This window comes from Mesorhizobium sp. M7A.F.Ca.CA.004.06.1.1 (assembly GCF_003999135.1).
GTDB lineage: Bacteria > Pseudomonadota > Alphaproteobacteria > Rhizobiales > Rhizobiaceae > Mesorhizobium.
Window position 1 is genome coordinate 530 of record NZ_RZPQ01000016.1, and the last position, 20,941, is coordinate 21,470.

22 protein-coding genes are annotated in these 20,941 nt (G+C 63.7%); 18 read left to right on the top strand and 4 right to left on the bottom strand.

Translation table 11 applies throughout. The features are described 5' to 3' along the window. From EN906_RS02575 to EN906_RS02640, 15 genes are all read left to right on the top strand, one after another. Window positions 1–814: isocitrate/isopropylmalate family dehydrogenase (locus EN906_RS02575; RefSeq protein ID WP_245484156.1), on the top strand; the 814-nt coding region annotated here is incomplete at its 5' end. 22 nt (window positions 815–836) lie between these two features. After that, window positions 837–1,586 carry an SDR family oxidoreductase gene (locus EN906_RS02580; RefSeq protein WP_127387153.1) on the top strand — a complete coding sequence of 250 codons (750 nt, stop codon included), beginning with the start codon at window positions 837–839 and terminating at the stop codon, window positions 1,584–1,586. 18 nt (window positions 1,587–1,604) lie between these two features. Continuing rightward, window positions 1,605–2,372: a hydratase gene (locus tag EN906_RS02585; RefSeq protein ID WP_127268074.1), complete on the top strand. Its 768-nt coding sequence runs from the start codon at window positions 1,605–1,607 to the stop codon at window positions 2,370–2,372. A 46-nt stretch (window positions 2,373–2,418) separates the two neighbouring features. Beyond that, the gene (locus tag EN906_RS02590; RefSeq protein ID WP_127268073.1) at window positions 2,419–3,474 is read left to right on the top strand and encodes an amidohydrolase family protein; all 1,056 of its coding nucleotides are present in this window, start codon (window positions 2,419–2,421) and stop codon (window positions 3,472–3,474) included. A gap of 175 nt (window positions 3,475–3,649) precedes the next feature. After that, complete coding sequence (locus EN906_RS02595) at window positions 3,650–4,321, top strand: amino acid ABC transporter permease (RefSeq protein ID WP_024504874.1); 672 nt, start codon at window positions 3,650–3,652, stop codon at window positions 4,319–4,321. A gap of 10 nt (window positions 4,322–4,331) precedes the next feature. Beyond that, window positions 4,332–4,988, top strand: a complete 657-nt coding sequence (locus EN906_RS02600; RefSeq protein ID WP_127268072.1) for an amino acid ABC transporter permease — start codon at window positions 4,332–4,334, stop codon at window positions 4,986–4,988. A 63-nt stretch (window positions 4,989–5,051) separates the two neighbouring features. Beyond that, a complete protein-coding gene (locus EN906_RS02605; RefSeq protein ID WP_127268071.1) occupies window positions 5,052–5,855 on the top strand; it encodes a transporter substrate-binding domain-containing protein in 804 nt (267 codons plus the stop codon). Between the two features lie 79 nt (window positions 5,856–5,934). After that, complete coding sequence (locus EN906_RS02610) at window positions 5,935–6,651, top strand: amino acid ABC transporter ATP-binding protein (protein ID WP_127268075.1); 717 nt, start codon at window positions 5,935–5,937, stop codon at window positions 6,649–6,651. A 238-nt stretch (window positions 6,652–6,889) separates the two neighbouring features. Continuing rightward, a complete protein-coding gene (locus EN906_RS38910; protein ID WP_127301625.1) occupies window positions 6,890–7,309 on the top strand; it encodes an alcohol dehydrogenase catalytic domain-containing protein in 420 nt (139 codons plus the stop codon). A gap of 96 nt (window positions 7,310–7,405) precedes the next feature. After that, window positions 7,406–7,651, top strand: a complete 246-nt coding sequence (locus tag EN906_RS38915; protein ID WP_306244472.1) for a hypothetical protein — start codon at window positions 7,406–7,408, stop codon at window positions 7,649–7,651. Window positions 7,652–7,861: 210 nt separating this feature from the next. Beyond that, window positions 7,862–8,575: an HAD-IA family hydrolase gene (locus EN906_RS02620; RefSeq protein ID WP_127268070.1), complete on the top strand. Its 714-nt coding sequence runs from the start codon at window positions 7,862–7,864 to the stop codon at window positions 8,573–8,575. A 426-nt stretch (window positions 8,576–9,001) separates the two neighbouring features. Further along, window positions 9,002–10,243, top strand: coding sequence for a sugar ABC transporter substrate-binding protein (locus EN906_RS02625; protein WP_024504867.1), 1,242 nt, complete (start codon window positions 9,002–9,004; stop codon window positions 10,241–10,243). Window positions 10,244–10,327: 84 nt separating this feature from the next. Continuing rightward, window positions 10,328–11,881: a sugar ABC transporter ATP-binding protein gene (locus EN906_RS02630; protein ID WP_127269675.1), complete on the top strand. Its 1,554-nt coding sequence runs from the start codon at window positions 10,328–10,330 to the stop codon at window positions 11,879–11,881. Further along, on the top strand, window positions 11,878–12,861 hold the full coding sequence (locus EN906_RS02635) for an ABC transporter permease (RefSeq protein WP_127269673.1): 984 nt from the start codon (window positions 11,878–11,880) through the stop codon (window positions 12,859–12,861). Before EN906_RS02630 ends, EN906_RS02635 begins: the two co-directional genes overlap by 4 nt. A gap of 24 nt (window positions 12,862–12,885) precedes the next feature. Further along, window positions 12,886–13,896 carry an ABC transporter permease gene (locus tag EN906_RS02640; protein WP_164777091.1) on the top strand — a complete coding sequence of 337 codons (1,011 nt, stop codon included), beginning with the start codon at window positions 12,886–12,888 and terminating at the stop codon, window positions 13,894–13,896. Between the two features lie 148 nt (window positions 13,897–14,044). On the opposite strand, the gene EN906_RS38920 is transcribed toward EN906_RS02640, so the two are convergent. The 4 genes from EN906_RS38920 to EN906_RS02655 form a co-directional block, all read right to left on the bottom strand. Beyond that, a complete protein-coding gene (locus EN906_RS38920) occupies window positions 14,045–14,305 on the bottom strand; it encodes an SDR family oxidoreductase (protein WP_348629271.1) in 261 nt (86 codons plus the stop codon). Window positions 14,306–14,336: 31 nt separating this feature from the next. After that, window positions 14,337–14,840, bottom strand: coding sequence for an SDR family NAD(P)-dependent oxidoreductase (locus EN906_RS38925; protein WP_348629272.1), 504 nt, complete (start codon window positions 14,838–14,840; stop codon window positions 14,337–14,339). Between the two features lie 77 nt (window positions 14,841–14,917). Continuing rightward, a complete protein-coding gene (locus EN906_RS02650) occupies window positions 14,918–15,919 on the bottom strand; it encodes a LacI family DNA-binding transcriptional regulator (RefSeq protein ID WP_024505477.1) in 1,002 nt (333 codons plus the stop codon). Between the two features lie 37 nt (window positions 15,920–15,956). After that, the gene (locus tag EN906_RS02655) at window positions 15,957–16,955 is read right to left on the bottom strand and encodes a 4-hydroxythreonine-4-phosphate dehydrogenase PdxA (RefSeq protein ID WP_127269667.1); all 999 of its coding nucleotides are present in this window, start codon (window positions 16,953–16,955) and stop codon (window positions 15,957–15,959) included. An 86-nt stretch (window positions 16,956–17,041) separates the two neighbouring features. Here EN906_RS02655 and EN906_RS02660 point away from each other — a divergent pair, with 86 nt between their 5' ends. From EN906_RS02660 to hisD, 3 genes are read left to right on the top strand one after another with little or no spacing between them, the layout of a single operon-like run. Then, on the top strand, window positions 17,042–18,553 hold the full coding sequence (locus EN906_RS02660) for an aldehyde dehydrogenase family protein (protein WP_127375058.1): 1,512 nt from the start codon (window positions 17,042–17,044) through the stop codon (window positions 18,551–18,553). 16 nt (window positions 18,554–18,569) lie between these two features. Beyond that, entirely contained in the window at window positions 18,570–19,499 is a 930-nt protein-coding gene (mmsB, locus tag EN906_RS02665) for a 3-hydroxyisobutyrate dehydrogenase (protein WP_127269663.1), read from the top strand. Next, window positions 19,496–20,803, top strand: coding sequence for a histidinol dehydrogenase (gene hisD / locus EN906_RS02670; RefSeq protein WP_024505473.1), 1,308 nt, complete (start codon window positions 19,496–19,498; stop codon window positions 20,801–20,803). The genes mmsB and hisD overlap by 4 nt, the downstream gene beginning before the upstream one ends. Window positions 20,804–20,941 lie beyond the last annotated feature (138 nt).

A 20,941-nucleotide genomic window follows, 5' to 3' on the forward strand; every position in this document is an offset into this window, starting at 1 on the left:
CTTTCGCATGAAGCTCTACGCGGGCCTGCGCCCGATCCGGGCCATTCCCGGCGTGCCGCTGGCGCTGGCTTCGCCGCGCGCTTCCGAGATCGATTTCGCGCTGGTGCGAGAATCGACCGAGGGGCTGTTTGCCTCGCGCGGCAAGGGCATCGTGACCGACGACAAGGTCGCCACCGACACGATGCGGATCACGCGCGACGTCACGGAGCGGGTGTCGCACTTCTCCTTCAAGCTCGCCGAGCGACGCGCCCGGCGGCGCAAGCGCAAGGGCACGGTGACGCTCATCGACAAGTCAAACGTGTTCCGGTCGTTCGCCTTCATGCGCAAGATCTTCTTCGAGGTCGCCTCGCAGCATCCCGACGTCACGGCGGCCCAGCATTCGATCGACGCGACCGCGCTCGACCTCATCCGCCGGCCGTGGGATTTCGACGTGATGGTCACCGAGAACATGTTCGGCGATATCCTGTCGGACCTGGGGGCCGGACTCGTCGGCGGCATGGGCTTCGCGCCGTCGGCCGATATCGGCGACGATCACGCTTTGTTCCAGCCTTGCCATGGCACCGCGCCCGACATTGCCGGCCAGGGCATCGCCAATCCGGTCGCGATGATCCTGTCGACCGCCATGATGCTCGACTGGCTCGGCACCCGCCATGGCAGCGAGGCCTGCCTGGAAGCATCCGACGAGATCGAGGCCGCCGTCGACGCGGCGTTTGCCGCCGGCTCGGTTCGTCCCTATGACATTGGCGGCAGCGACGGCACGGGCGCGATCGCCCGGGCGATCATCGAGCGACTGGCGCCGCGCGCCAGGGTCTGAACGCAGCTTCAGGGTGGAATTCATGGCACTATCTCTTCCCGAAGCACTCGACCTCAGCGGCCAGCGCATTGTCGTCACCGGCGCGGCGAGCGGGATCGGCCGGGCGACGGCAAGCGCTCTCGCCAGCCTCGGCGCCGACCTGCTGCTCGCCGATGTCTCGAGCCTCGACGCAACCTGTGCCGATCTCACCGCCCACAACGTCGTTCCCGAAACCTTCCAGGGCGACCTCCTGGCGCCCGGCGCCATAGCCCCGCTCTTCGCCTCCGGGCCGGTCCGCGCGGTCGTCCATTGCGCGGGCATCGTTCCGGCGCAGATTCCATGGGACCAGGACCCGAACTGGGAAGCCCGATTCGCCCGGACCATGGCGGTCAACGTCCGGCTACCGATCGAACTCGGTCACGCCAGCATCGCCCACATGGTCGGGAACGGCGGCGGCCGGTTGATCCTCGTCGGCTCGCTCGCCGGCTGGCACGGCGGCACGCTGACGACGACGCCGCCCGATTACGTCACCTCGAAGGGCGGGTTGCACGCGCTAGTCCGCCTGCTTGCCCGCAAGGCTGCGTCGGGCGGCGTCCTGGTCAACGGCGTCGCCCCCGGACCGGTCGTGACGCCGTTCAGCGCCAACATCGACTTTCCGCGCGAAAACTTTCCGCTCGGACGCATGGCCACCGCCGAGGAGATCGCTTGGCCGATCGCCTTCCTGTGCACGAAGGGGGCGAGCAATTTCTGCGGCGAGATCGTCAACGTCAATGGCGGCGTCTTCTTCGCCTGATGACGGGCCGTTGACGCCATGAGCGACAGCTTCGATCCCGACCGCGCGGCAGAGGGACTGGCGAACGCATGGCGCGCCGGTGCGCAGCCGGCCGGATTGCGCGCCGACGTACGGCCGCGCAGCCTCGCCGAAGGCTACGATGTCCAGGACCGGCTGATCGCACTCCTCGGCCATGCGGTAGTCGGCTGGAAGATCGGCCTCGCCGGGCGCAACTTCTATCGCGGCGCCGGTCTCTCCCGTCCGATCTTCGGGCGCATCCTGGCGCCGCGCCGCCACGTCAGTGGCGAAGACGTCATCGTGCCCCGCGATGCCAGCGTCACTATCGAACTGGAGATCGCGCTCGTGCTGGCGTGCGATGCGGGACCCGTCGTCACCCCAGACCTGATCGAATCCGCGCATATCGGCTTCGAAATCGTCTCCTCGCGCCTTCCCGACCGCCAGAGCATCGGCGTGCCGGCCACGATCGCCGACAATTGCGTGTCGCATGCGGTGGTCCTGGGCCAAACCGTCGATCTTGACGCGATCGGCGACATCGCCGCACATGCCGGCGTCACGGTCGACGGCCATTTGCGCGCCCGCGGCCTGCGCGGCGACGATCTGCCCGATACGCTCGCGGTGCTCGGCCACCTGATCGCGCATCTGCGCGAACGGGGACAGGTCCTGAGGCGTGGCGGCGCGGTCTTCACCGGCACGCTGACGCAACCGTTCGACGTCGCGGCGCCGTGCGAACTCGCCGTCACCGGCACGGGATCGGCATTGCGTTGCCGGCTCGTGCCCGCTCCGTGAGGCAGCCGGCTTCGCGGTCCACCGACAAATGAGACAGGGAATACCGATGCGTTCGTCCAGACTGCCCACCCGATACGGCCGTATTTTCCCGCCGGACGAAGCCTGGCTGGCGACGGCAGAGCCGGAGGTCATTCTCGACCCCGAATTGGAGATCATCGACACCCATCATCATCTCTGGGACCTTCGCACCACCAGCGGCCACCGCTACATGCTCGACGAGTTCCTCGCCGATGCCAACAGCGGCCACACGGTCGTCGCCACCGTTCACATGAACGCTTACGAATGGGATCGCGCCTTCGGCCCGAAGGAGATGCAGCCCGTCGGTGAGACCGAGGTCGCCGCCGGCATCGCCGCCATGTGCGACAATGGCATCTACGGGCCGATCCGCGTTGCGGCCGGCATCGTCGGCTTCGCCGACCTGATGCTCGGCGACGGCGTCGCGCCGGTCCTGGAGGCGCATGTACGGGCCGGCGGCGGTCGTTTCCGAGGCATCCGCCACTCAGGCGGCTGGGACGCCGACCCGATCATCGGCAACAGCTTTCCGGGCATCGCGCCCGGGCTTTACGGGCAGCCGGATTTTCGCGCCGGATTTGCCCGGCTCGTCGCCATGGGCCTGTCCTTTGACGCCTGGCTCTACCATCCCCAGCTCGCCGACGTCACCGACCTCGCGCGCGCCTTTCCCGAGGCCTGCATCGTCATGGGCCATTGCGGCTGCCCGCTCGGCTACGGCCCCTATGCCGGCCGCAAGGACGAGGTCTTCGCCGCCTGGAAAGCGTCGATGGCCGAACTCGCCACGTGCCCGAACGTCTCGATCAAGCTCGGCGGCATGATGATGCGGCTTGCCGCCTACGACTACAACACCCGGCCCGCGCCGCCGACCTCGGCCGAGCTCGCCTCCATGTGGGGTCCCTACATCGAGACCTGCATCGAACTCTTCGGAGCCGACCGCGCCATGTTCGAGAGCAACTTCCCGGTCGACCGGATGGGCATCGGCTATGCCGCCCTTTGGAACGCCTTCAAGCGCATCGTTTCCGGCGCATCCGACGGCGTGAAACGCGGGCTGTTTGCCGGCACCGCGCGGCGCGTCTACCGGCTGGATTGAACCGCCGCGCGGGCGGCGCCAGCCAACACATTTGGCGAGGTGGGGGGAACCGAACCGATAATATCCCTGCATCGCGCCGCCGGCTTAAGCTTCCCCGATAGGGAAGGCGCGCGCGGTCGGCGGATCGGAGCGTGGCGGGCAGGCATTTCTGGAGCAGCCGGAAGTTAGGGAGGTCATGCAGTATCAGCTCCTATTCGCGCCCGTGTTCGCGAACATGGACCATCTTCTAACGGGCGCGTGGATCACCATCCAGCTCTCGTTCGTTGCCATGATTCTCGGCCTGATCGTCGGCGTCGTGCTGGCCTTTGCCAAGACCGGCGGGCCGCCCCCGCTGCGCTGGCTGATCGACGCCTATATCGAGCTCGTCCGTAACACACCCTTCCTGGCGCAGATCTACTTCATTTATTTCGCGCTGCCGGAATTCGGCATCCGCATGACGCCGAACACCGCCGCCATCGTGGCGCTGGTGGTCAATGTCGGCGCCTTCGCCACCGAGATCATCCGGGCCGGCATCGAATCCATCGCCAAGGGCCAGGTCGAGGCCGGCGTCGCGCTCGGGCTCAACCGCCTGCAGATCTTCCGCTACATCATCCTGAAGCAGGCGGTGCGTACCATCTACCCGGCGCTGACCAGCCAGTTCGTCTACCTGATGCTGTCGACCAGCGTCGTCTCGGTGATCTCGGCGACGGACCTGGCCGCCGCCGGCAACGACATCCAGCAGCGAACCTTCACCGCCTTCGAGGTCTATCTTGTCATCACCGGCATGTACCTCGTCATGTCGCTCGGCTTCTCCGGCCTGTTCCGCCTGATCCAGCGCCTCGCCTTTAACTATCCCTTAAGCCGGTAGGAGCGAGGTCATGATCCGCCCCTTCGGCATACAGGAATTCTGGTTCATCGTTCTGGCTGTCCAGTGGACCATCGCGCTTTCGGCCGCCGCCTTTGCCGGCGGCGCCGTCGGCGGACTCGTGGTGGCGCTGGCGCGGGTGTCGAAATACCGGCTGCTCTGCCTGCCGGCGCTCGGCTTCATTCGCCTGTTCCAGGGCACGCCGCTCTTGATGCAGCTCTTCCTCACCTATTTCGGCCTGCAGATCATCGGCTTCGGCGTCAGCCCCTGGGTGGCGGCCGCACTGGCGCTTACCGTGCACGCCGCCGCCTTTCTCGGCGAGATCTGGCGCGGCTGCATCCAGGCGGTGCCGGAAGGCCAGAGCGAGGCGAGCTGGGCGCTTGGCCTGTCCTATTTCGATCGGATGAAATCGGTGATCCTGCCGCAGGCCGCGCGCATCGCCGTGGCGCCGACCGTCGGCTTCCTCGTCCAGCTGATCAAGGGCACGTCGCTCGCCTCGATCATCGGCTTCGTCGAGCTGATGCGCGCCGCGCAGATCATGAACAACGCGACCTACTCGCCGCTCAAGGTCTACGGGCTGGTGACCATCATCTACTTCTGCCTGTGCTGGCCGCTTTCGGTCTACGCCCGGCGCATGGAAGGGCATTACGCCGCTCTGGCGACACGCTGACGTCTCGAATTGTCCGGACCCTCGATGTCGGGGATCCATTTTTTGAAAGGGAGGATACACCTGATGACACTCTGGAAAAATGCTCTGACGTTCGTCGCGAGCGTCGCGGTCGCGGCGGCCGTCACCGTGATGCCGGCTTCAGCCCTGACCTTGAAGGAAATCAAGGACAAAGGCACGATCACCGTCGGCTCGCTGGTCGATTACCCACCCTTCGGCCTGCTCGATTCCAACGGCCAGGCCGTCGGCTACGATCCCGATCTCGCCAAGGAGTTCGCCGACAGCATCGGCGTCAAGCTGACCATCCTGCCGGTGACCTCGGCCAACCGCATCCAGTACCTGCTGTCGGGCCAGGCCGACGTGCTGTTTGCCACGCTCGGCATCACCGAGGAACGCCTCAAGGTTGTCAACTTCTCGGTGCCCTATGCCGGTCTCGAGCAGTTCGTCTATGGCGACAAGGATATCGCCATCACCGACAAGGCGGGCCTCGCGGGCCAGACGATCGGCGTCACCCGCGGCACCACGCAGGATACCGCCGTGACGGCAATCGCCGCGGCCGACACCAACGTCCAGCGCTACGACGACGACGCCTCCTCCGCGCAGGCACTGATCTCCGGCCAGGTGCCGCTGCTCGGCGTTGCCGACATCGCGATCGGCCAGATCGAAAAGACGGCGCCGGACCGCTTCACCAAGAAGTTCCTGCTGCGCCAGCAGGCGCAGGGTATCGTCGTGCGCAAGGACTCGCCCGAGCTGCTTGCCGCCGTCAACGACTTCCTGAACGGGAAGAAGAAGGACGGAAGCCTGGGCAAGCTGCACGAGCAATGGATGAAGGCGCCGTTGCCGGACTTCATCGAAAACGCCGAGAAGTAGGTTCAGGCACGGCCGGCCGCAGGGAGATGTCCACGTGAGTTCAGAACAGGCGAACGCAACCGTCTCGCTCGCGGTGAGCATGGAAAACGTCGAGAAATACTACGGCGCTTTCCATGCGCTGAAGGCCGTCAACCTGACGGTCCGCACAGGCGAGCGAATCGTCCTTTGCGGCCCGTCCGGCTCGGGCAAGTCGACGCTCATCCGCTGCATCAACCAGCTCGAGCAGGTCCGCAGCGGCAAGATCGTCGTCGACGGCATCGAACTCACCGCGGGGCCGAAGAACGTCGAGGCGGTGCGCCGCAACGTCGGCATGGTGTTCCAGCAGTTCAACCTGTTCCCGCACATGACGGTGCTCGAAAACTGCACGCTAGCGCCCATGAAGGTTTCCGGCATCGCCAAGGCGAAGGCGGAGGAGACCGCGCGCAAATACCTCGCCCGCGTGCGCATTCCCGAACAGGCCCACAAATATCCCGCCCAGCTTTCGGGCGGCCAGCAGCAGCGCGTGGCGATCGCGCGCGCGCTCTGCATGAATCCCAGGATCATGCTGTTCGACGAGCCGACCTCCTCGCTCGACCCGGAGATGGTCAAGGAAGTCCTCGACACCATGATCGAACTGGCCAACGAAGGCATGACCATGCTCTGCGTCACCCACGAGATGGGCTTCGCCCGCCAGGTCGCCGACCGCGTCATCTTCATGGACCAGGGCGAGATCGTCGAGATGGGCGAGCCGGGCACCTTCTTCGACAATCCGAGGGAAGCCCGCAGCAAGGCGTTCCTCAGCCAGATCAGCCATTGAACATGGCGTGCGCCTTGTACTGAAGCGGCGACGGCAGATGCTGCGGGATACGAGGATTTGAACATGATGCGCGCCGTGGTTCTGCATGCCGAGAGAAGACCTGCGCGTCGAGGAAAGGGCCAGGCCCGAACCTGGCCCCTAACAGGTGCTGGTGCGGATCGCCAATGGCGGCATCTGCGGCTCCGACCTGCATTGTTAGAACCATGGCGGCTTCGGGCCGGTCCGAGTGCGCGAGCCGATGATCCTCGATCACGAGATTTCCGGGCATGTCGCGGCGCTCGGCGCCGGTGTCGTGGGCGTGCAGTTGGGCGCTATGGTCGCCGTCAGTCCGTCGTCGCCCTGCGGCCATTGCGGCTTCTGCTGCAGCGGCCAGCCGATCCACTGTTCCGACATGCGCTTCCTCGGCAGCGCCATGCGCACGCCGCTCGTGCAGGGCGGGTTTGCCGACTACATCGTCTGCGACGCCGCCAACGCCGTCGCCATGGCTGCCGGCGTCGACGCCGCGATCGGCCTCCTCCTCCTGCTTTCGGCGCGACTGGCGCGCGCGAAGTGGTGGTCACCGACATCCTCGACAAGCCGCTCGCCCTCGCCCCTTCGCTCGGCGCCGACCATACGGTCAACGTCGGGCGGTCGGGCCGGATGCGCTGGCCGGCTATGAGTCCAACAAGGGCTATTCGACGTCGTCTTCGAGGTCGCCGGCTAGTCGCTGACCATCGCCGGGGCACTGCGCGCGACACAGCCGCGCAGCACCATCGTGCCCGTCGGCCAGGGCGCCGTCCCCGAACTGCCGATCTCGACCATCGTCGGCAAGGAACTGGTGCTGCGCGGCAGCTTCCGCTTCGCCGGCGAGTTTTCGCTCGCCGCCAAGCTCATTGGTTCGGGCCGGATCGACGTGGCGCCGCTGCACAGCGCGACCATGCCGGTCACTGATGCCAATGACGCCTTCCTGCTGGCAGGCGACAAGAGCCGGGCCATCAAGGTACAGATCGCCTTCGCCTGAACGCAGTCGTCGCGCGGCGATCGCCTTCCGCGGCGCGACGCAGGCTGCCGCCACGTTCCGCGAGGTGGGGGGTGCCCAACGGATACTTTCCTTCGCCGGGCTCTCCGTTAGTTTCGATGGGAGGAAGACCCTCGATACGATGCGCCTCATAGCACGCACCGCGAAACCCGCCGGTGCTCCCCTTTTTCCAAATTCGAAGAGAAGACCGCCATGTCCAGCAAGAAACCCGTAGCCATCGTCTTCGACACATTCGGATCCGTGGTGGACTGGCGCGGCAGCCTGGTCGCCGAAATGAAGGAACTCGGTGGCAAGCGCGGCGTCAACGGCGACTGGGCCGCCGTCGCCGACGCATGGCGCCACGGCTATCACCGGATGCTCGATGAAGTAACCGCGGGCACGCGGGACTACGGCCTCCTCGACGACCTGCATCGCGAACTGCTCGACGAGGCCATGCGCGATGTTGGCGTCACCGGCTTCAGAGAGGACGACCTGCGCGACATCAACCTCGGCTGGCATCGCCTCAAGGCCTGGCCGGATGCCGTGGCGGGCCTGACGCGGCTGAAGACCAAATACATCGTCGGCTCGCTTTCGAACGGCAACGTGCGCCTGCTGGTCGACATGGCCAAGGGCGCGAACCTGCCGTGGGACGTGGTCTTCGGCTCCGACATGTTCTCACGCTTCAAGCCGCATCCCGACACCTACCTGGGCAGCGCCCGGCTGCTCAATCTCGAACCGGGCGAGGTCATGCTGGCGTCGGCGCACAATGGCGACCTCGCCAACGCGCGCAAGTACGGTTTGATGACCGGCTTCTTCCTGCGTCCCACCGAATTCGGCCCCAACCAAGCGATCGACCTTGCCGCCGAGGCGGATTGGGATGTCATCGCCGACGACATCGAGGACATGGCCACCAAGCTCGACACCTGACGGTGGCGGTCGCGCCAATGGCGCCGGCATTCTCCTTCTCGGTCGGTCTAGGCTCGCCCGCTTCCTACCTCATCCTGAGCTTGTCGAAGAACACTGGCCCGATTGCGAAGGCAGGGCGTGGTGACGACAAAGCGCGGCCATCCCTCCACCTGAATATCACCGTTTCCTCGCCGTTCGCGATGCCGACATGGTGAACAACGATTTGAGCCCTCTTGCCGGGGCGGCTAGGACTTCGGTTGGGGATTTGCCTTAGGACAGTGCTTCCAGGCAATATTTGTTCGGCTGCATGCTTCTATAGTTCATCACCCCTATCACCGAATAGCTTCAGCAAACGAATTGGAGGTCTTCTTTCGCAGCAGGGAGGCAATGCCGGTACCCCAGGTACCGCATTCGCGAATGGCAGGAAGAGTTTGGAGGAGGAATTCAATGAAGAAATATATAGCGGCAGCTTTATTCTCGCTGTCCCTGGCATTTGCCGCGACGGCCCAGGAAGCCGCGCGACCGGACTTCATACCCGAGGCCGACTGGGGCAAGATCAAGGGTCTCATAGATCCGAGCCGTGTCCAGTGGCAGCCTTACAAGGGGATCGCCGTCAAGCAGGACGGGTCGCCCTACAAGGTGCTCTATTTGCCGGTGTGGATGGGCGACGACTACCAGGTCATCGCGCAGCATCTCCTGCAGACCCAGCTCGAGGAAGCCGGCGCGACCTTCACCACGAGCTCGGCCGAATTCGACGTGCCGACGCAGACGCGCCTGATGGAAGACGCCATCGCCACGCACGCCTACGACGCGATCGTGCTGCATCCCATCGACCCGACCTCCATGGCCACCACCATCGACAAGGCCATCGCATCCGGGATCGACGTCTACAACTGGGTGCTTCCGGCCAACACCGACAAGCTCACCGGCTTTGCCGGCTATGATGCCGACACGATGGAAGGCAACGGCCAGATCGGCGTGAAATTCTCCGAACTCGCCAAAACGGCGGGCGCTACCGCCGAGAAGCCTTATCGCGTGCTGGAGATCTGGGGCGCACGCGCCCTGCCGATCTGCCAGGCCCGTCACCACGGCGTCGGTCTGGGGCTGGCGGGAGATCCCGCTGTCGAGATCGTCGAATCGGTCGACACGTCCGGCCAGCCGGAGTCGGTGATCAAGGCTATCCAGGATGCCTTTGCCCGCTATCCCGACATCAAGGCCATCTATCCCCAGTTCGGCGATGCCGGCGCCATCACAGAGGGCCTGCGCTCCGTCGACCGTCTGGCGCCCGCCGGCGATCCGAACCACGTCGTCGTCATCCTCCAGGATATCGACAAGGCGATGCTGGCACCTTTGCGCGACGGCACCTTCGACTTCACGGTGTCGAACAACCCGTGGCACCAGATCGATGTCGTCGTGAAGCAGTTCCTCTGGCACACCGTGCTCAAGCAGCCGTTGGGCGACGGCGATGCCAATTCCGGAACGGTCAAGCTGCCGCGCCGAGTATTGCTGCCGATGCCGCTCCTGACGGGTGCGACGATCGACACGGATGCAGCGCATATGTGGGGCGGAACCGTCGCCTTCACCGACATGCCGCTCGGCAAGTGGAACTACTGGCCAGTCCTCGACACCAAGGAGATCGGCCTCCCCGTCCCGACGCTCGCCGACCGCAAGAGCCTCCTCGGCTATTGAGGCGCATCCGTTCGTCGCGCGGGTGGCTGCAATCCCACCGCGCGACAGACGCCGGGCGGTATCCAGGGAACAGGTGAGACACGCGTGGGTGACATCGTCCTGAGCATGGTGGGCATCACCAAGTCCTTCGGGAGCATCAAGATTCTGAGGGACGTGGCGCTCGAATTGCGCGCCGGCGAGGTCCACGCCCTTCTCGGCGAGAACGGCGCCGGCAAAAGCTCATTGATGAAGATCCTCATGGGCGTGCTGCGGCCCGACAGCGGCGAATACACGGTGCGCAGCAAGCAGGCCCAGTTTTCCAATCCATCCGAGGCGCAGCGCAACGGCGTCTCGATGGTCTATCAGGAGTTCGGCCTGGTCCAGTATCTGAGCGTCACCGAGAATATCCTTCTCGGCCGCCTGCCCGCCCGCTGGGGCAAGGTCGACTGGCCCAAGGCGCGCCGCGAGGCCGCGCAGATCCTGCAGCGGCTCGGCAGCAGAGTGTCGCCCGATGCCACGGTCGGCGACCTGAAGGTGGCCGACCAGCAGGAAGTGGAGATCGCGCGCGCCCTCTCCTACGATCCGGCCGTCTTCATCATGGATGAGCCGTCCTCCGCCTTGTCGCGCGTCGAGATCGACAATCTCTATGGCCTCGTCAGGGTGCTCAAGCAGCGCGGCGTCGCCATCGTCTACATCTCGCACAAACTCGAAGAAGTCTTCGCGCTCGCCGACCGGGTGACGATCCTGCGCGACGGCGCCGTCGTCAAGAGCTGCGGCATCGCCGAAATCGACATGGCGACGCTGGTCGAGCGCATGACCGGCAAGCCGGTTGACAGCACATCAACGTTGCGGCAGGCGGCCGGACCGGGCGCCGGCAGGCTCCTCGAACTCTCCGGATTTTCCGCCGACGGCCTGTTCGAAGGAATCGACCTGACCATCGCGAAGGGCACCATCGTCGGCATCGCCGGCGTGATCGGCGCGGGCAAGAGCGAACTCGCGCGCGCCATCGTCGGTGCGCTGCCGGACGGAACCCGTGTCAAGGGCAGCCTTCACTTCGATGGCGTGGCGGTGAACGTCGCCACGATGACGCCGAGCAAGGCGCGCCGGCTCGGCATCGGCTTCGTCAGCGAGGATCGCCAGGCCGAAGGCATCGTCCAGGAGCACTCGGTCGGCTTCAACATGGTGCTGCCGGCACTGAGCCGAGTGACGACTGCGGGCGTGCTCGTCGGCCGCCGGGTGCGCGGCCTGGTGGCCCGAGTGATGGACGATGTGGGGCTGCGGCCGCGCGAACCGGGCAAGCTCGTGCGACTGCTCAGCGGCGGCAACCAGCAGAAGGTGGTCATCGGCAAGTGGATCGCCGCCGGTTCGAAGCTCTTCATTCTCGACGAGCCGACCCGGGGTATCGACGTCGGCGCCCGCCAGGAGATCTACGACGTCATCCGCCGCCAGGCGCGGGAGCGGGGCGTCGGCGTTTTGCTGCTGTCATCCGACATGCGCGAGATCATGGTGGCGTCGGACCGCATCCTGATCATGGCGCAGGGCCGGATCACACGCGAAGTCGCGCCCGATCGGGTCAGCGAGCGCGACTTGCTCGAAATGGTGCTCGTGCGCGGCGACAAGGGCGCCGATATCGCTGGCGTGCCGGAGGCGCACGGATGAAGAGCTTCCTGCGCAACGACAACGTGCTGCGCGCGCTCATACTCGTGGCGCTGATCGTCGTGTTCGGCCTCTTAACCGGAGGCGTTACCTACAGTGCGCGCGGGCTGTCCAACATCCTGCTGCAGAGTTCCATCATCGGCATAGCCGCTATCGGCCAGACCTTTGTCATCCTGACGGGAGGCATCGACGTGTCGCTCTACGGCATCGGCGTCTTCGCAAGCGTACTTGGCGCTTCCACGCTGACCAGCCGCTTCGACCTCAACATGGTCGGCGGCGATCCTTGGCCAGTTCCCGTCGGTATCGCCATTATCCTGCTCGTCGGCATCGTGATGGGCGCCGTCAACGGCCTGCTGGTCGCGCGGCTGCGCGTGCCCGCGCTGATCGCGACGCTCGGCATGTGGCAGATCGGCCTGGGTCTCGCCCAACTCGTCGGCGGCGGCTACACGATCACCGATCTGCCTTCGAGCCTTAGCATGCTGGGACAGGGCTCGATCCGGGGCGTGCCCGTGCCGGTCATTGAGATGCTCCTGCTCTTCGCGCTGGCGCATTTCGTGCTCAGCCACACGTCCTTCGGCCGAGCCATCTATGCCGTCGGCGGCAATTCCGCCAGCGCGTATCTCTCCGGCATCAAGGTCCGGCGCGTGCAGTTCCTCGTCTTCGTGATCTCGGGACTGATGGTCGCACTCGCCGCCCTGTCGATCGAATCGCGGATGATGTCGGTCTCGATCAGGACGCTGAGCGGGCTGCAGCTCGACAGCATCGCCGCTGTCGCGATCGGCGGCGTCAGCATCTATGGCGGCCGCGGCACCGTGCTCGGCGTGTTGTTAGGGACACTGATCCTCGCCGTCATCGACAGCGGCCTCGGCGCCATGGGCGCCAGCACCGACGTCCAGAACACGGTCAAAGGTGCGGTCATCATCCTGGCGGTGTCGATCGAATTCTTCCGCCGCCGCGAGCGGCCAACCCGCATCACGGCCTGACATGCAATTGCGGAGGCAACCAGAGTGATCGTCGACCAACTTCGGGAAGCGGATGCCGGGCCGGGCCGCCGAGGCTTTGGCTTCGGCGTACTGACCAGCGACGACTTCGTGCGCCTGCTCATCCTCGCCGCCTTGATCGCGGGGTTCGCAATCGTCACGCGCGGCGCCACAATCGGCACCGAAAACCTCGCGAACGTGCTGATCCAGTCGTCCATCCGAGGCATTGCCGCCTGCGGGCAGGCGTTCGTGGTGCTCACGGTAGGCCTCGATCTCTCGGTGAGCGGCATCGTGGCGGTGACGCTGATGGTCGGCGGCAGCCTCGTCACCACCAACCCGCAATTCAGCCTTCTCGGCATCGCGATCTCTCCGCTTCTCGCCATCCCGGTGATGCTCTTCGTTGGCGTCGCGTTCGGCACCGCCAACGGTTTCCTCGTGGCACGGGTGCGGTTGCCATCCCTGATCGTGACGCTTGGCGTCTGGCAAATCGGCGTCGGGCTCGCCTATCAGGTGACCGGCAGTGGCTTCGTCGACAGCATCCCCTCGAGCATTGCCTTCATCGGCCAGGGCAGCCTGCTCTACGTGCCCAACCCGGTCATCCTGTTCTTCGCGATCGTGGCGCTCAGCTATTTCGTCCTGCACCGGACCGCTTTCGGGGCCGAAATCTACGCCGTTGGGGGCAATTCCCGATCGGCCTTCATCAGCGGCGTGCGCGTGGTGCGCGTGCGCATCATCGTGTTCGCCATTGCCGGCAGCTTCTATGCGATCGGCGCCGTAATCAGCATGTCGCGCTACATGAGCGCCACGATGGCGCAGACGACCGGCCTCGAACTATCGACGATCGCCGCGGTTGCCATCGGCGGCGTCAGCCTGTCGGGCGGCAAGGGCAGCATCGTCGGCGTGCTGCTCGGTACGCTGATCATCGGCGTCGTCGACAATGGGTTGAGCATCACTGGCGTCGGACCCGCCCAACAGGCGATCCTGAAAGGCGCCATCATCATCTTCGCAGTGATGCTCGACGGCTTTTCGCGACGCTGATGGCGCGCCCGGCTCGCCGCCGATCCGATCAGAACACCGCCCGCCAAACCTCGGGCACGAAGGCTTACGAGCGCCGTTCCTGAAATCGCGCTCTCATTCCGGGGTTCGCCTGTCCGGCATCCAGATCATGCGACCCTCCAGCAGGTTCTTAGTCCGCAGTCCAACCGCCGTCGATGATCATGGACGATCCCGTCATGAGAGAGGATGCATCGGACGCCAGGAAGACAACCGCCCCGGTTATGTCGTCGACATGACCGATGCGGCCAAGCTTTATCTTGGACAGCACCTCCGCCCTGAAGGCCTCATTCTTGAGAAAATTCTGAGCGAGCGGCGTTTCGACAAACGTCGGGCAGACGGTGTTGACACGGATCTTGTATGGAGCCAGATCTATTGCCGTAGCCTTGGTCATCCCCTCCATCGCCCATTTAGAGTCTCAGCGTCTACTGCGCCTCTAATTGGGCGCAGTAGACGCTGCGCGTCGCGGCGCCGACATGGCCCATCTGCGACGACATATTTATGATGCTTCCGCCCACGCCTTGCTCGACCATGCGCCGCGCGACGATCTGCGCTACAAAGAAGGAAGCGCGCAGGTTGAGCCCGATGATGTCGTCGAAATCGGCCCGCGTTACGTCAAGGAATGGGTTGGTGCGGTTCATCCCGGCATTATTGACCAGCACGTGAAAAGCCGGCCTGTGTGAAACAGCTTCACTCACTGCCGAAACGTCCCGGATATCGAGAGCGATGGCTTCGGCTTGTCCGCCCGCGCGAGTGATATTGGCCGCGGCAGCCTCCACCTCGCTCAATGTGCGGGCGGCCAGAACGACCTCGGCACCAAAGTGGGCGAGCGCATGAGCGGCGGCCAGTCCCAGCCCCCGCCCGGCTCCGGTAACAAGCGCCCGTTTTCCGTCCAGCCTGAAATTTGGCGCGACTTGATTTTCCTCCATAAATCACTCTCCATTTCCTCAAATTGAGAATACGTATGCATATGTATTTGCTAAATTAGTATCTGGCGTTGATCAGCTCAGGCGGTTGCAGGACCAATGTTGGTAGAGCCGCGAATGATCAGTTCGCCGGGTATGCGAATAGCCGCTGGTGGAAAGTCTGCCGGATCAAACAGCAGGGACAGGGACCGCCCCACCATCGCCTCGATCGGCTGGCGGAAGGTGGTGAGGTCGTATGCCGGCCAGGCGGCCGAGGGAATGTCATCGAAGCCCACGATGGAAACATCGCGCGGAACTTTCAGCCCAAGCCCGAAGCGCGCGGCATCCAGCGCGCCAAGCGCCATGACATCGGCGATACAGAAGATGGCGTCCGGGGGAGTCGGGCCGGACAGCAGATTGATCGCTGCCCTGTAACCCCCGCCATAGGTGTTTTCGCCGAATTGCTCGCCAATGATTTGGACTCCATGGCGGCGCAATTCATCCTGAAAGCCGGCGCTACGTTCGCGGTGGGTCGACGTATCAGGGCGGCCCCCTATAAGGGCTATACGCCTATGCCCTGCGGCAACAAGAAGGGCGGCAACTTCCATAGAAGCCGACCTGTTCTCGCAGCACACTGAATTGATCGAAAAGTCGTCGACGGAGCGGTTGAACAAAACCACCCGAGTGTTCCTGTTGTGCAGGATGTCGCGCATTCGCGACGACAACACAGCTGACGTGACGATCAAACCGTCGATCTCGTACTGAAGCATCGATGGCAGCACGTCATCGACTTCGAAACCCTTGGGCACGGAAAGCAACAGGAGCTGCTTGCCCATGGCGTTGAGCTTCTGGGTGTAGATTTCCAGGACGGCCGGGTAGAACGGATTGAGGATATCGGCCATGATCAGGCCAACCATATTCGTCTTCTTCGTCTGCAGGCTTCGCGCGATCCCATTTGGCGTATAGCCCAAGCGCTCCGCCGTCTTGCGAATCTTTTTCTTTGTCTCCTCTGAAATCCTCCCGTCGCCGGCGAGCGCGCGAGACACCGTCGATTGCGATACGCCAGCCTCCCGCGCGACATCCACCGAAGTTGACCGTCTCATGCATTGGATCCTTTGCGCAAATCAGCTTTTGCGCCTGTTATGCTGCCTTGCGCGCAGCAATAGCAAGACGATGCGCGAGATCAAACGCTGCTGTCAGCCCGGCGGGGTCGGCGCGATTTTGGCCAACAATGTCGTAGGCTGTTCCTTGCGAGGCGGTAACGATTGGCAGCGGCAATCCGCCAAGAACGGTCGAGGTGTTGGTGAAACCGAGTGTCTTCAGCGCGATCTGGCCCTGATCGTGGAACATGGTGATGATCAAGTCGAGCTTCTCCGGCCCCACACGCAGAAAGACGGTATCGGCCGGATAGAGGCCGGCGACATCGTATCCAAGCTCCTTTAGCCTTTCGACAGCGGGGAGGATAATCTCGATCTCCTCAGTGCCCATTGCGCCGCCTTCTCCCAAATGCGGGTTAAGGCCGGCAACGGCTATTCTCGCACGTTTGCCGCTTGATGATTCGACCGCCCTGGCGCCGGCCACCGTGGCCGCAATGATGGACTCCACGGAGATGTTGTCGGCCACGGCGCGAAGCGGGATATGCGAGGTTACGCGGGCCGTCCAGAGAGCCCCCTGGTTATTCATTTCGCAGCAGAAGCCAGTAACCCCGAGGCGATTTGAGAAAAAATGCAGTTCGTCGATCGCCTTGTGACCGGCCAGCCACATCGCCTGTTTGTTGAGCGGACCATAGACAATCGCATCGAGCTGCCCTGCCCCGGCCGCGTCTGCTGCACTCTCCAGCGCCGCGAGCGTGGCAGTTCCGCCCTCCGCGCTCGCCACACCGGGTTTGTGGCCGCCTCGATCCAGACCTGAAATCAGCGCCACGCCGCCACGCTCCGGAATTGATGAGACGCCATCGACGACCGGGATTTCAGCATCGAGTCCAGCGATTCGCATTCCGTCGCGAAAGCTCCCTTTCCCACAAAAGACGGCAACGCGAAGGTCACTCTGGCGCCCCTTTGCATTGACCAATTTGGCGCAAAGTTCCGGACCGACACCGGATGGGTCTCCCGCGACGAGGCCGATTGTTGTCACAGACATTTCTCACTCCTGTTTGACAAACTCATTTCAAATGTCTAACAGAGTGCATACGTATGCTCAATCAAAAACGACAGAAGCCATCTCATATGAAAGCCTTTGCAACAGACTCTCTTGAAGCGCGCATCGGCGCGCAAACCACGGAAGCGAGACGACTTTCGGGCCAGATCGTCTGCGGCGGCGGCTTGAGAAAAGCGCTCACAACCGCGCAATTCGATATCGAGAACCCCGCCACCGAAGAGATCATCGGCTCTGCGCCACGCTGCGGCATAGAGGATGTCAATTCTGCGGTGGATGCGGCTTCCCTTGCGTTCCGGTCTTGGCCGGCAACGCCGGCGAGAGAGCGCGGCGCCCTGCTCATGCGGGCAGCCGATCATCTCGACGGCTTCCGTGAAGACATTGCCCGGCTCTCGTCGCTGGAGACTGGCAACGCACTTCCAACCCAATCGCGCAATGAAGCCGGCACCATGGTCGACATCCTGCGTTATTTCGGTGGCCTGGCCGGCGAGATCAACGGCCAGACCTATCCGCCCGATCCTGGCCGGCTGCTCTATACGCGACGCGAGGCGCTTGGAGTCGTTGGCGCGATCATTCCGTGGAATGCACCGCTGATGCAGCTTGCCAGCAAGATCGCCCCGGCACTCGCCGCGGGCAACACCGTCGTGCTAAAGCCGGCCGAGCAAGCACCCTTGGCAGTGCTTCGGGTGTTCGAACTGCTGCAGGCGGTTCTGCCACCCGGCGTCGCGAACGCAATCACCGGGCTCGGCGAGGAAGCAGGTCGCCTGCTTTGCCAACATCCGGCTGTACGCAAGATCAGCTTCACCGGATCGAGCGCCGTCGGCGCCTTGATCATGCACTACGCCGCCGACAAGATCATACCAGTCACAGCCGAACTCGGTGGCAAGAATCCGAACATCGTCCTGGCTGATGCCAATGTCGATCGCGCGGCGCGTGGCATTCTGCAGGGGCTTCGGCTTCAGCGTCAGGGCCAGTCGTGTTCCGCCGGTACGCGGATCTATATCCACGACGCCATCTATGATGCGGTGATCGAGCGCGTCCTGGCCGGCATTCCGTCTTTTCGGGTTGGAAACCCGCTGGATGAAGCGACACAGGTGGGCTGTATCGTATCGCGCAAGCAGTTCGATCGTGTCGAACGCTATATCGAAATGGCGCGGCAGACGCCGGGCGCCCGTATCCTTTGCGGCGGCCAGCGTCCCGAAGGTCTGGACAAGGGTTATTACTACTCGACGACGCTGATCGAGGGCGTTCCCGCAAGCTCACCCGTTTGCCGTGACGAGATCTTCGGGCCGGTCGCGACTGTCTCACGCTTTACCGATTTCGAGACCGTGCTGCAGGAAGCCAACGACACGCCTTACGGCCTCGCGGCAACGATTTTCACGGAAAACCTCCCGGCGGCGTTCGACTTCGTGTCGCGCATCGACGCCGGCTTCGTGCAGGTCAACCAGTTTGCCGTCGCGGAAGCCAACATCGAATATGGGGGGACGAAAATGAGCGGCATGGGACGTGAGCTCTCGCTGGCAAGCATGGTCCAGCATTTCACCTGGTCGAAGACCGTCATCGTCAACACGTCGGCTGCCTGACCGGGAGAATGCTCAAGTGAAAACCGTCGCTTTCCTTGGACTTGGCAATATGGGTCAACCAATGACCCGCAATCTGGTCCAAGCTGGCTTTCCAGTCATTGGCTTCGACCCGTCTTCGGCCGCACAGGACGCGGCTGAGAAGCAGGGCGTGAAACGTGCCACCTCCGCCGCCGAGGCGGCTTCATCGGCCGATGTGGTTATCACCATGCTTCCGACCGGAGACAATGTCCGCGACGTCTATCTTGGAGCGTCGGGTGTCATCGCGGCATCCCGCAAGGGTGCGCTCTTGATGGATAGCAGCACGATTTCATCGACCGTCACCGTGGAAATCGCCGCTGCCGCCCGCGCCGCCGGCCGGCGCATGATCGATGCACCGGTTTCAGGCGGGACGCCGCGCGCCCATTCCGGCACTTTGACTTTCATGGTCGGCGGCGAGGCCACGGATGTCGAGCATGCCCGCCCTCTGCTGGAAGCAATGGGACAGCGCATCTATCATGTCGGGGCTTCGGGAGCGGGCCACACGGCGAAGCTCTGCAACAACATTCTGTCCGGAATATGCATGGCGGGAACTGTCGAGGCGCTGGCACTCGGTGTCGCCAATGGTCTCGACCCAGCAATCCTCAGCGATGTGATGCGCAACTCCTCGGGCAACAACTACGCGCTCGAGCGCTATCACCCATTCCCGGGCCTGATGGAGAATGTGCCCTCTGCCAACGGTTTTGCCGGCGGTTTCCGCTCGGATTTCCAGTTGAAGGACATGCGGCTCGCCAAGGAACTGGCGAACAGCTCGAAAGTCCTGGCAGCGATGGGAAATCTGGCAACAGAGCTCTTCGCCATCCATTGCCAGAATGGACATGCCGGCGAGGACTATTCGAGCATCATCAAACTGGCGCTCGATCTCGACAGCTACTTAGAAGGCAGGACGACGGAAGGGGCGACCAAGTGATCCGCAAACTCAAAGAGGGGCGCGACCCGAGCGCCGTGGCAGCCGATCAGGCCACCGTCAGAGCCACTGTAGAGGGCATCATCGCAGATGTCCGTGCGCGTGGCGATGTTGCGGTGCGCGAGCTTTCGATCCGCTTCGACAAATGGGACCGCAAGGATTTTCGCCTGACCGATGCGGAAATACGCGCCTGCCTTGCGGAACTGTCCGAACAGAACCTGAGCGACATCCGCTTCGCGCAGGAACAGGTTCGCAACTTCGCGCAGCATCAGCGCGAAGCGTTGCGCGATATCGAGATCGAAACCCTGCCGGGCGTTGTTCTTGGGCACAAGAACATCCCCGTTCAGTCCGTCGGCTGCTATGTGCCAGGCGGAAAATATCCATTGCTGGCTTCGGCCCATATGTCGGTCATTACGGCCAAGGTTGCCGGCGTGCCGCGCATCTTCACGGCTGCGCCGCCTTACGAGGGGCGCCCTGCCGCGGCGATCGTTGCGGCCCAGCACCTGGCAGGCGCGGATGAAATCTATTGTCTCGGCGGTGTGCAGGCCGTAGCCGCCATGGCACTGGGCACACAAAGCATCCAGTCCGTTGCCATGCTGGTCGGTCCAGGCAACGCCTTTGTGGCGGAAGCCAAGCGCCAGCTCTATGGGCAGGTCGGCATCGATCTCTTCGCCGGTCCGACGGAAACCCTGGTCATTGCCGATGACAGCGTCGACGCCGAGCTATGCGCGACCGATCTCCTCGGCCAAGCCGAGCATGGTCCCAACTCACCGGCAGTCTTGCTGACCAATTCAGAGGCCCTCGCCAAAGCCACGATCGCAGAGGTCGAAAGGCTGCTGAATATCCTGCCGACTGCCGTCGTCGCCCGTCGCGCATGGGAGGATTATGGCCAGGTGATCCTGTGTTCGACAGAGGACGAAATGGTCGGTGAAGCAAACCGCATCGCATCGGAACATGTGCAGGTCATGACACGCGATCCCGATATCTTCCTCGAGCGGATGACGAACTACGGGGCGCTGTTTCTCGGGCCGCGAACCAATGTCGCCTATGGCGACAAGGTGATTGGAACCAACCACACGCTGCCGACGGCGGGAGCCGCCCGTTACACCGGCGGCCTTTGGGTCGGCAAGTTCCTGAAGACCGTTACCTATCAACGCGTCCTGACCGATGAGGCCTCGGCAATGATCGGCGAATACTGTTCGCGCCTTTGCATACTTGAAGGGTTCGCCGGCCATGCCGAGCAGGCAAACGTTCGTGTCCGTCGCTATGGCGGGCGCAACGTCCCCTATGCGGCCGCCGCTGAATAAATCGCGATAAATCGCGGCGACGACTGCGGATGCCGGATGAGGAGCTGGCATCCAATCTGAGACGGGTCGTCCCGAGACGGAGAGGAGACAGACGTGACTGATATGCCGATGGTGGATGCTCACGTCCACTTCTGGAAT

Coding starts and splice junctions, on each gene's coding strand:
- EN906_RS38925 (WP_348629272.1), bottom strand. CDS start 14,840: ATGGAGGAAAATCAAGTCGCGCCAAATTTCAGGCTGGACGGAAAACGG.
- EN906_RS02605 (WP_127268071.1), top strand. CDS start 5,052: ATGACACTCTGGAAAAATGCTCTGACGTTCGTCGCGAGCGTCGCGGTC.
- EN906_RS02595 (WP_024504874.1), top strand. CDS start 3,650: ATGCAGTATCAGCTCCTATTCGCGCCCGTGTTCGCGAACATGGACCAT.
- EN906_RS02660 (WP_127375058.1), top strand. CDS start 17,042: ATGAAAGCCTTTGCAACAGACTCTCTTGAAGCGCGCATCGGCGCGCAA.
- EN906_RS02650 (WP_024505477.1), bottom strand. CDS start 15,919: ATGAGACGGTCAACTTCGGTGGATGTCGCGCGGGAGGCTGGCGTATCG.
- EN906_RS02600 (WP_127268072.1), top strand. CDS start 4,332: ATGATCCGCCCCTTCGGCATACAGGAATTCTGGTTCATCGTTCTGGCT.
- EN906_RS38910 (WP_127301625.1), top strand. CDS start 6,890: ATGATCCTCGATCACGAGATTTCCGGGCATGTCGCGGCGCTCGGCGCC.
- EN906_RS02635 (WP_127269673.1), top strand. CDS start 11,878: ATGAAGAGCTTCCTGCGCAACGACAACGTGCTGCGCGCGCTCATACTC.
- EN906_RS02585 (WP_127268074.1), top strand. CDS start 1,605: ATGAGCGACAGCTTCGATCCCGACCGCGCGGCAGAGGGACTGGCGAAC.
- EN906_RS02610 (WP_127268075.1), top strand. CDS start 5,935: ATGGAAAACGTCGAGAAATACTACGGCGCTTTCCATGCGCTGAAGGCC.
- EN906_RS02590 (WP_127268073.1), top strand. CDS start 2,419: ATGCGTTCGTCCAGACTGCCCACCCGATACGGCCGTATTTTCCCGCCG.
- EN906_RS02580 (WP_127387153.1), top strand. CDS start 837: ATGGCACTATCTCTTCCCGAAGCACTCGACCTCAGCGGCCAGCGCATT.
- EN906_RS38920 (WP_348629271.1), bottom strand. CDS start 14,305: ATGACCAAGGCTACGGCAATAGATCTGGCTCCATACAAGATCCGTGTC.
- EN906_RS02655 (WP_127269667.1), bottom strand. CDS start 16,955: ATGTCTGTGACAACAATCGGCCTCGTCGCGGGAGACCCATCCGGTGTC.
- EN906_RS02620 (WP_127268070.1), top strand. CDS start 7,862: ATGTCCAGCAAGAAACCCGTAGCCATCGTCTTCGACACATTCGGATCC.
- EN906_RS02625 (WP_024504867.1), top strand. CDS start 9,002: ATGAAGAAATATATAGCGGCAGCTTTATTCTCGCTGTCCCTGGCATTT.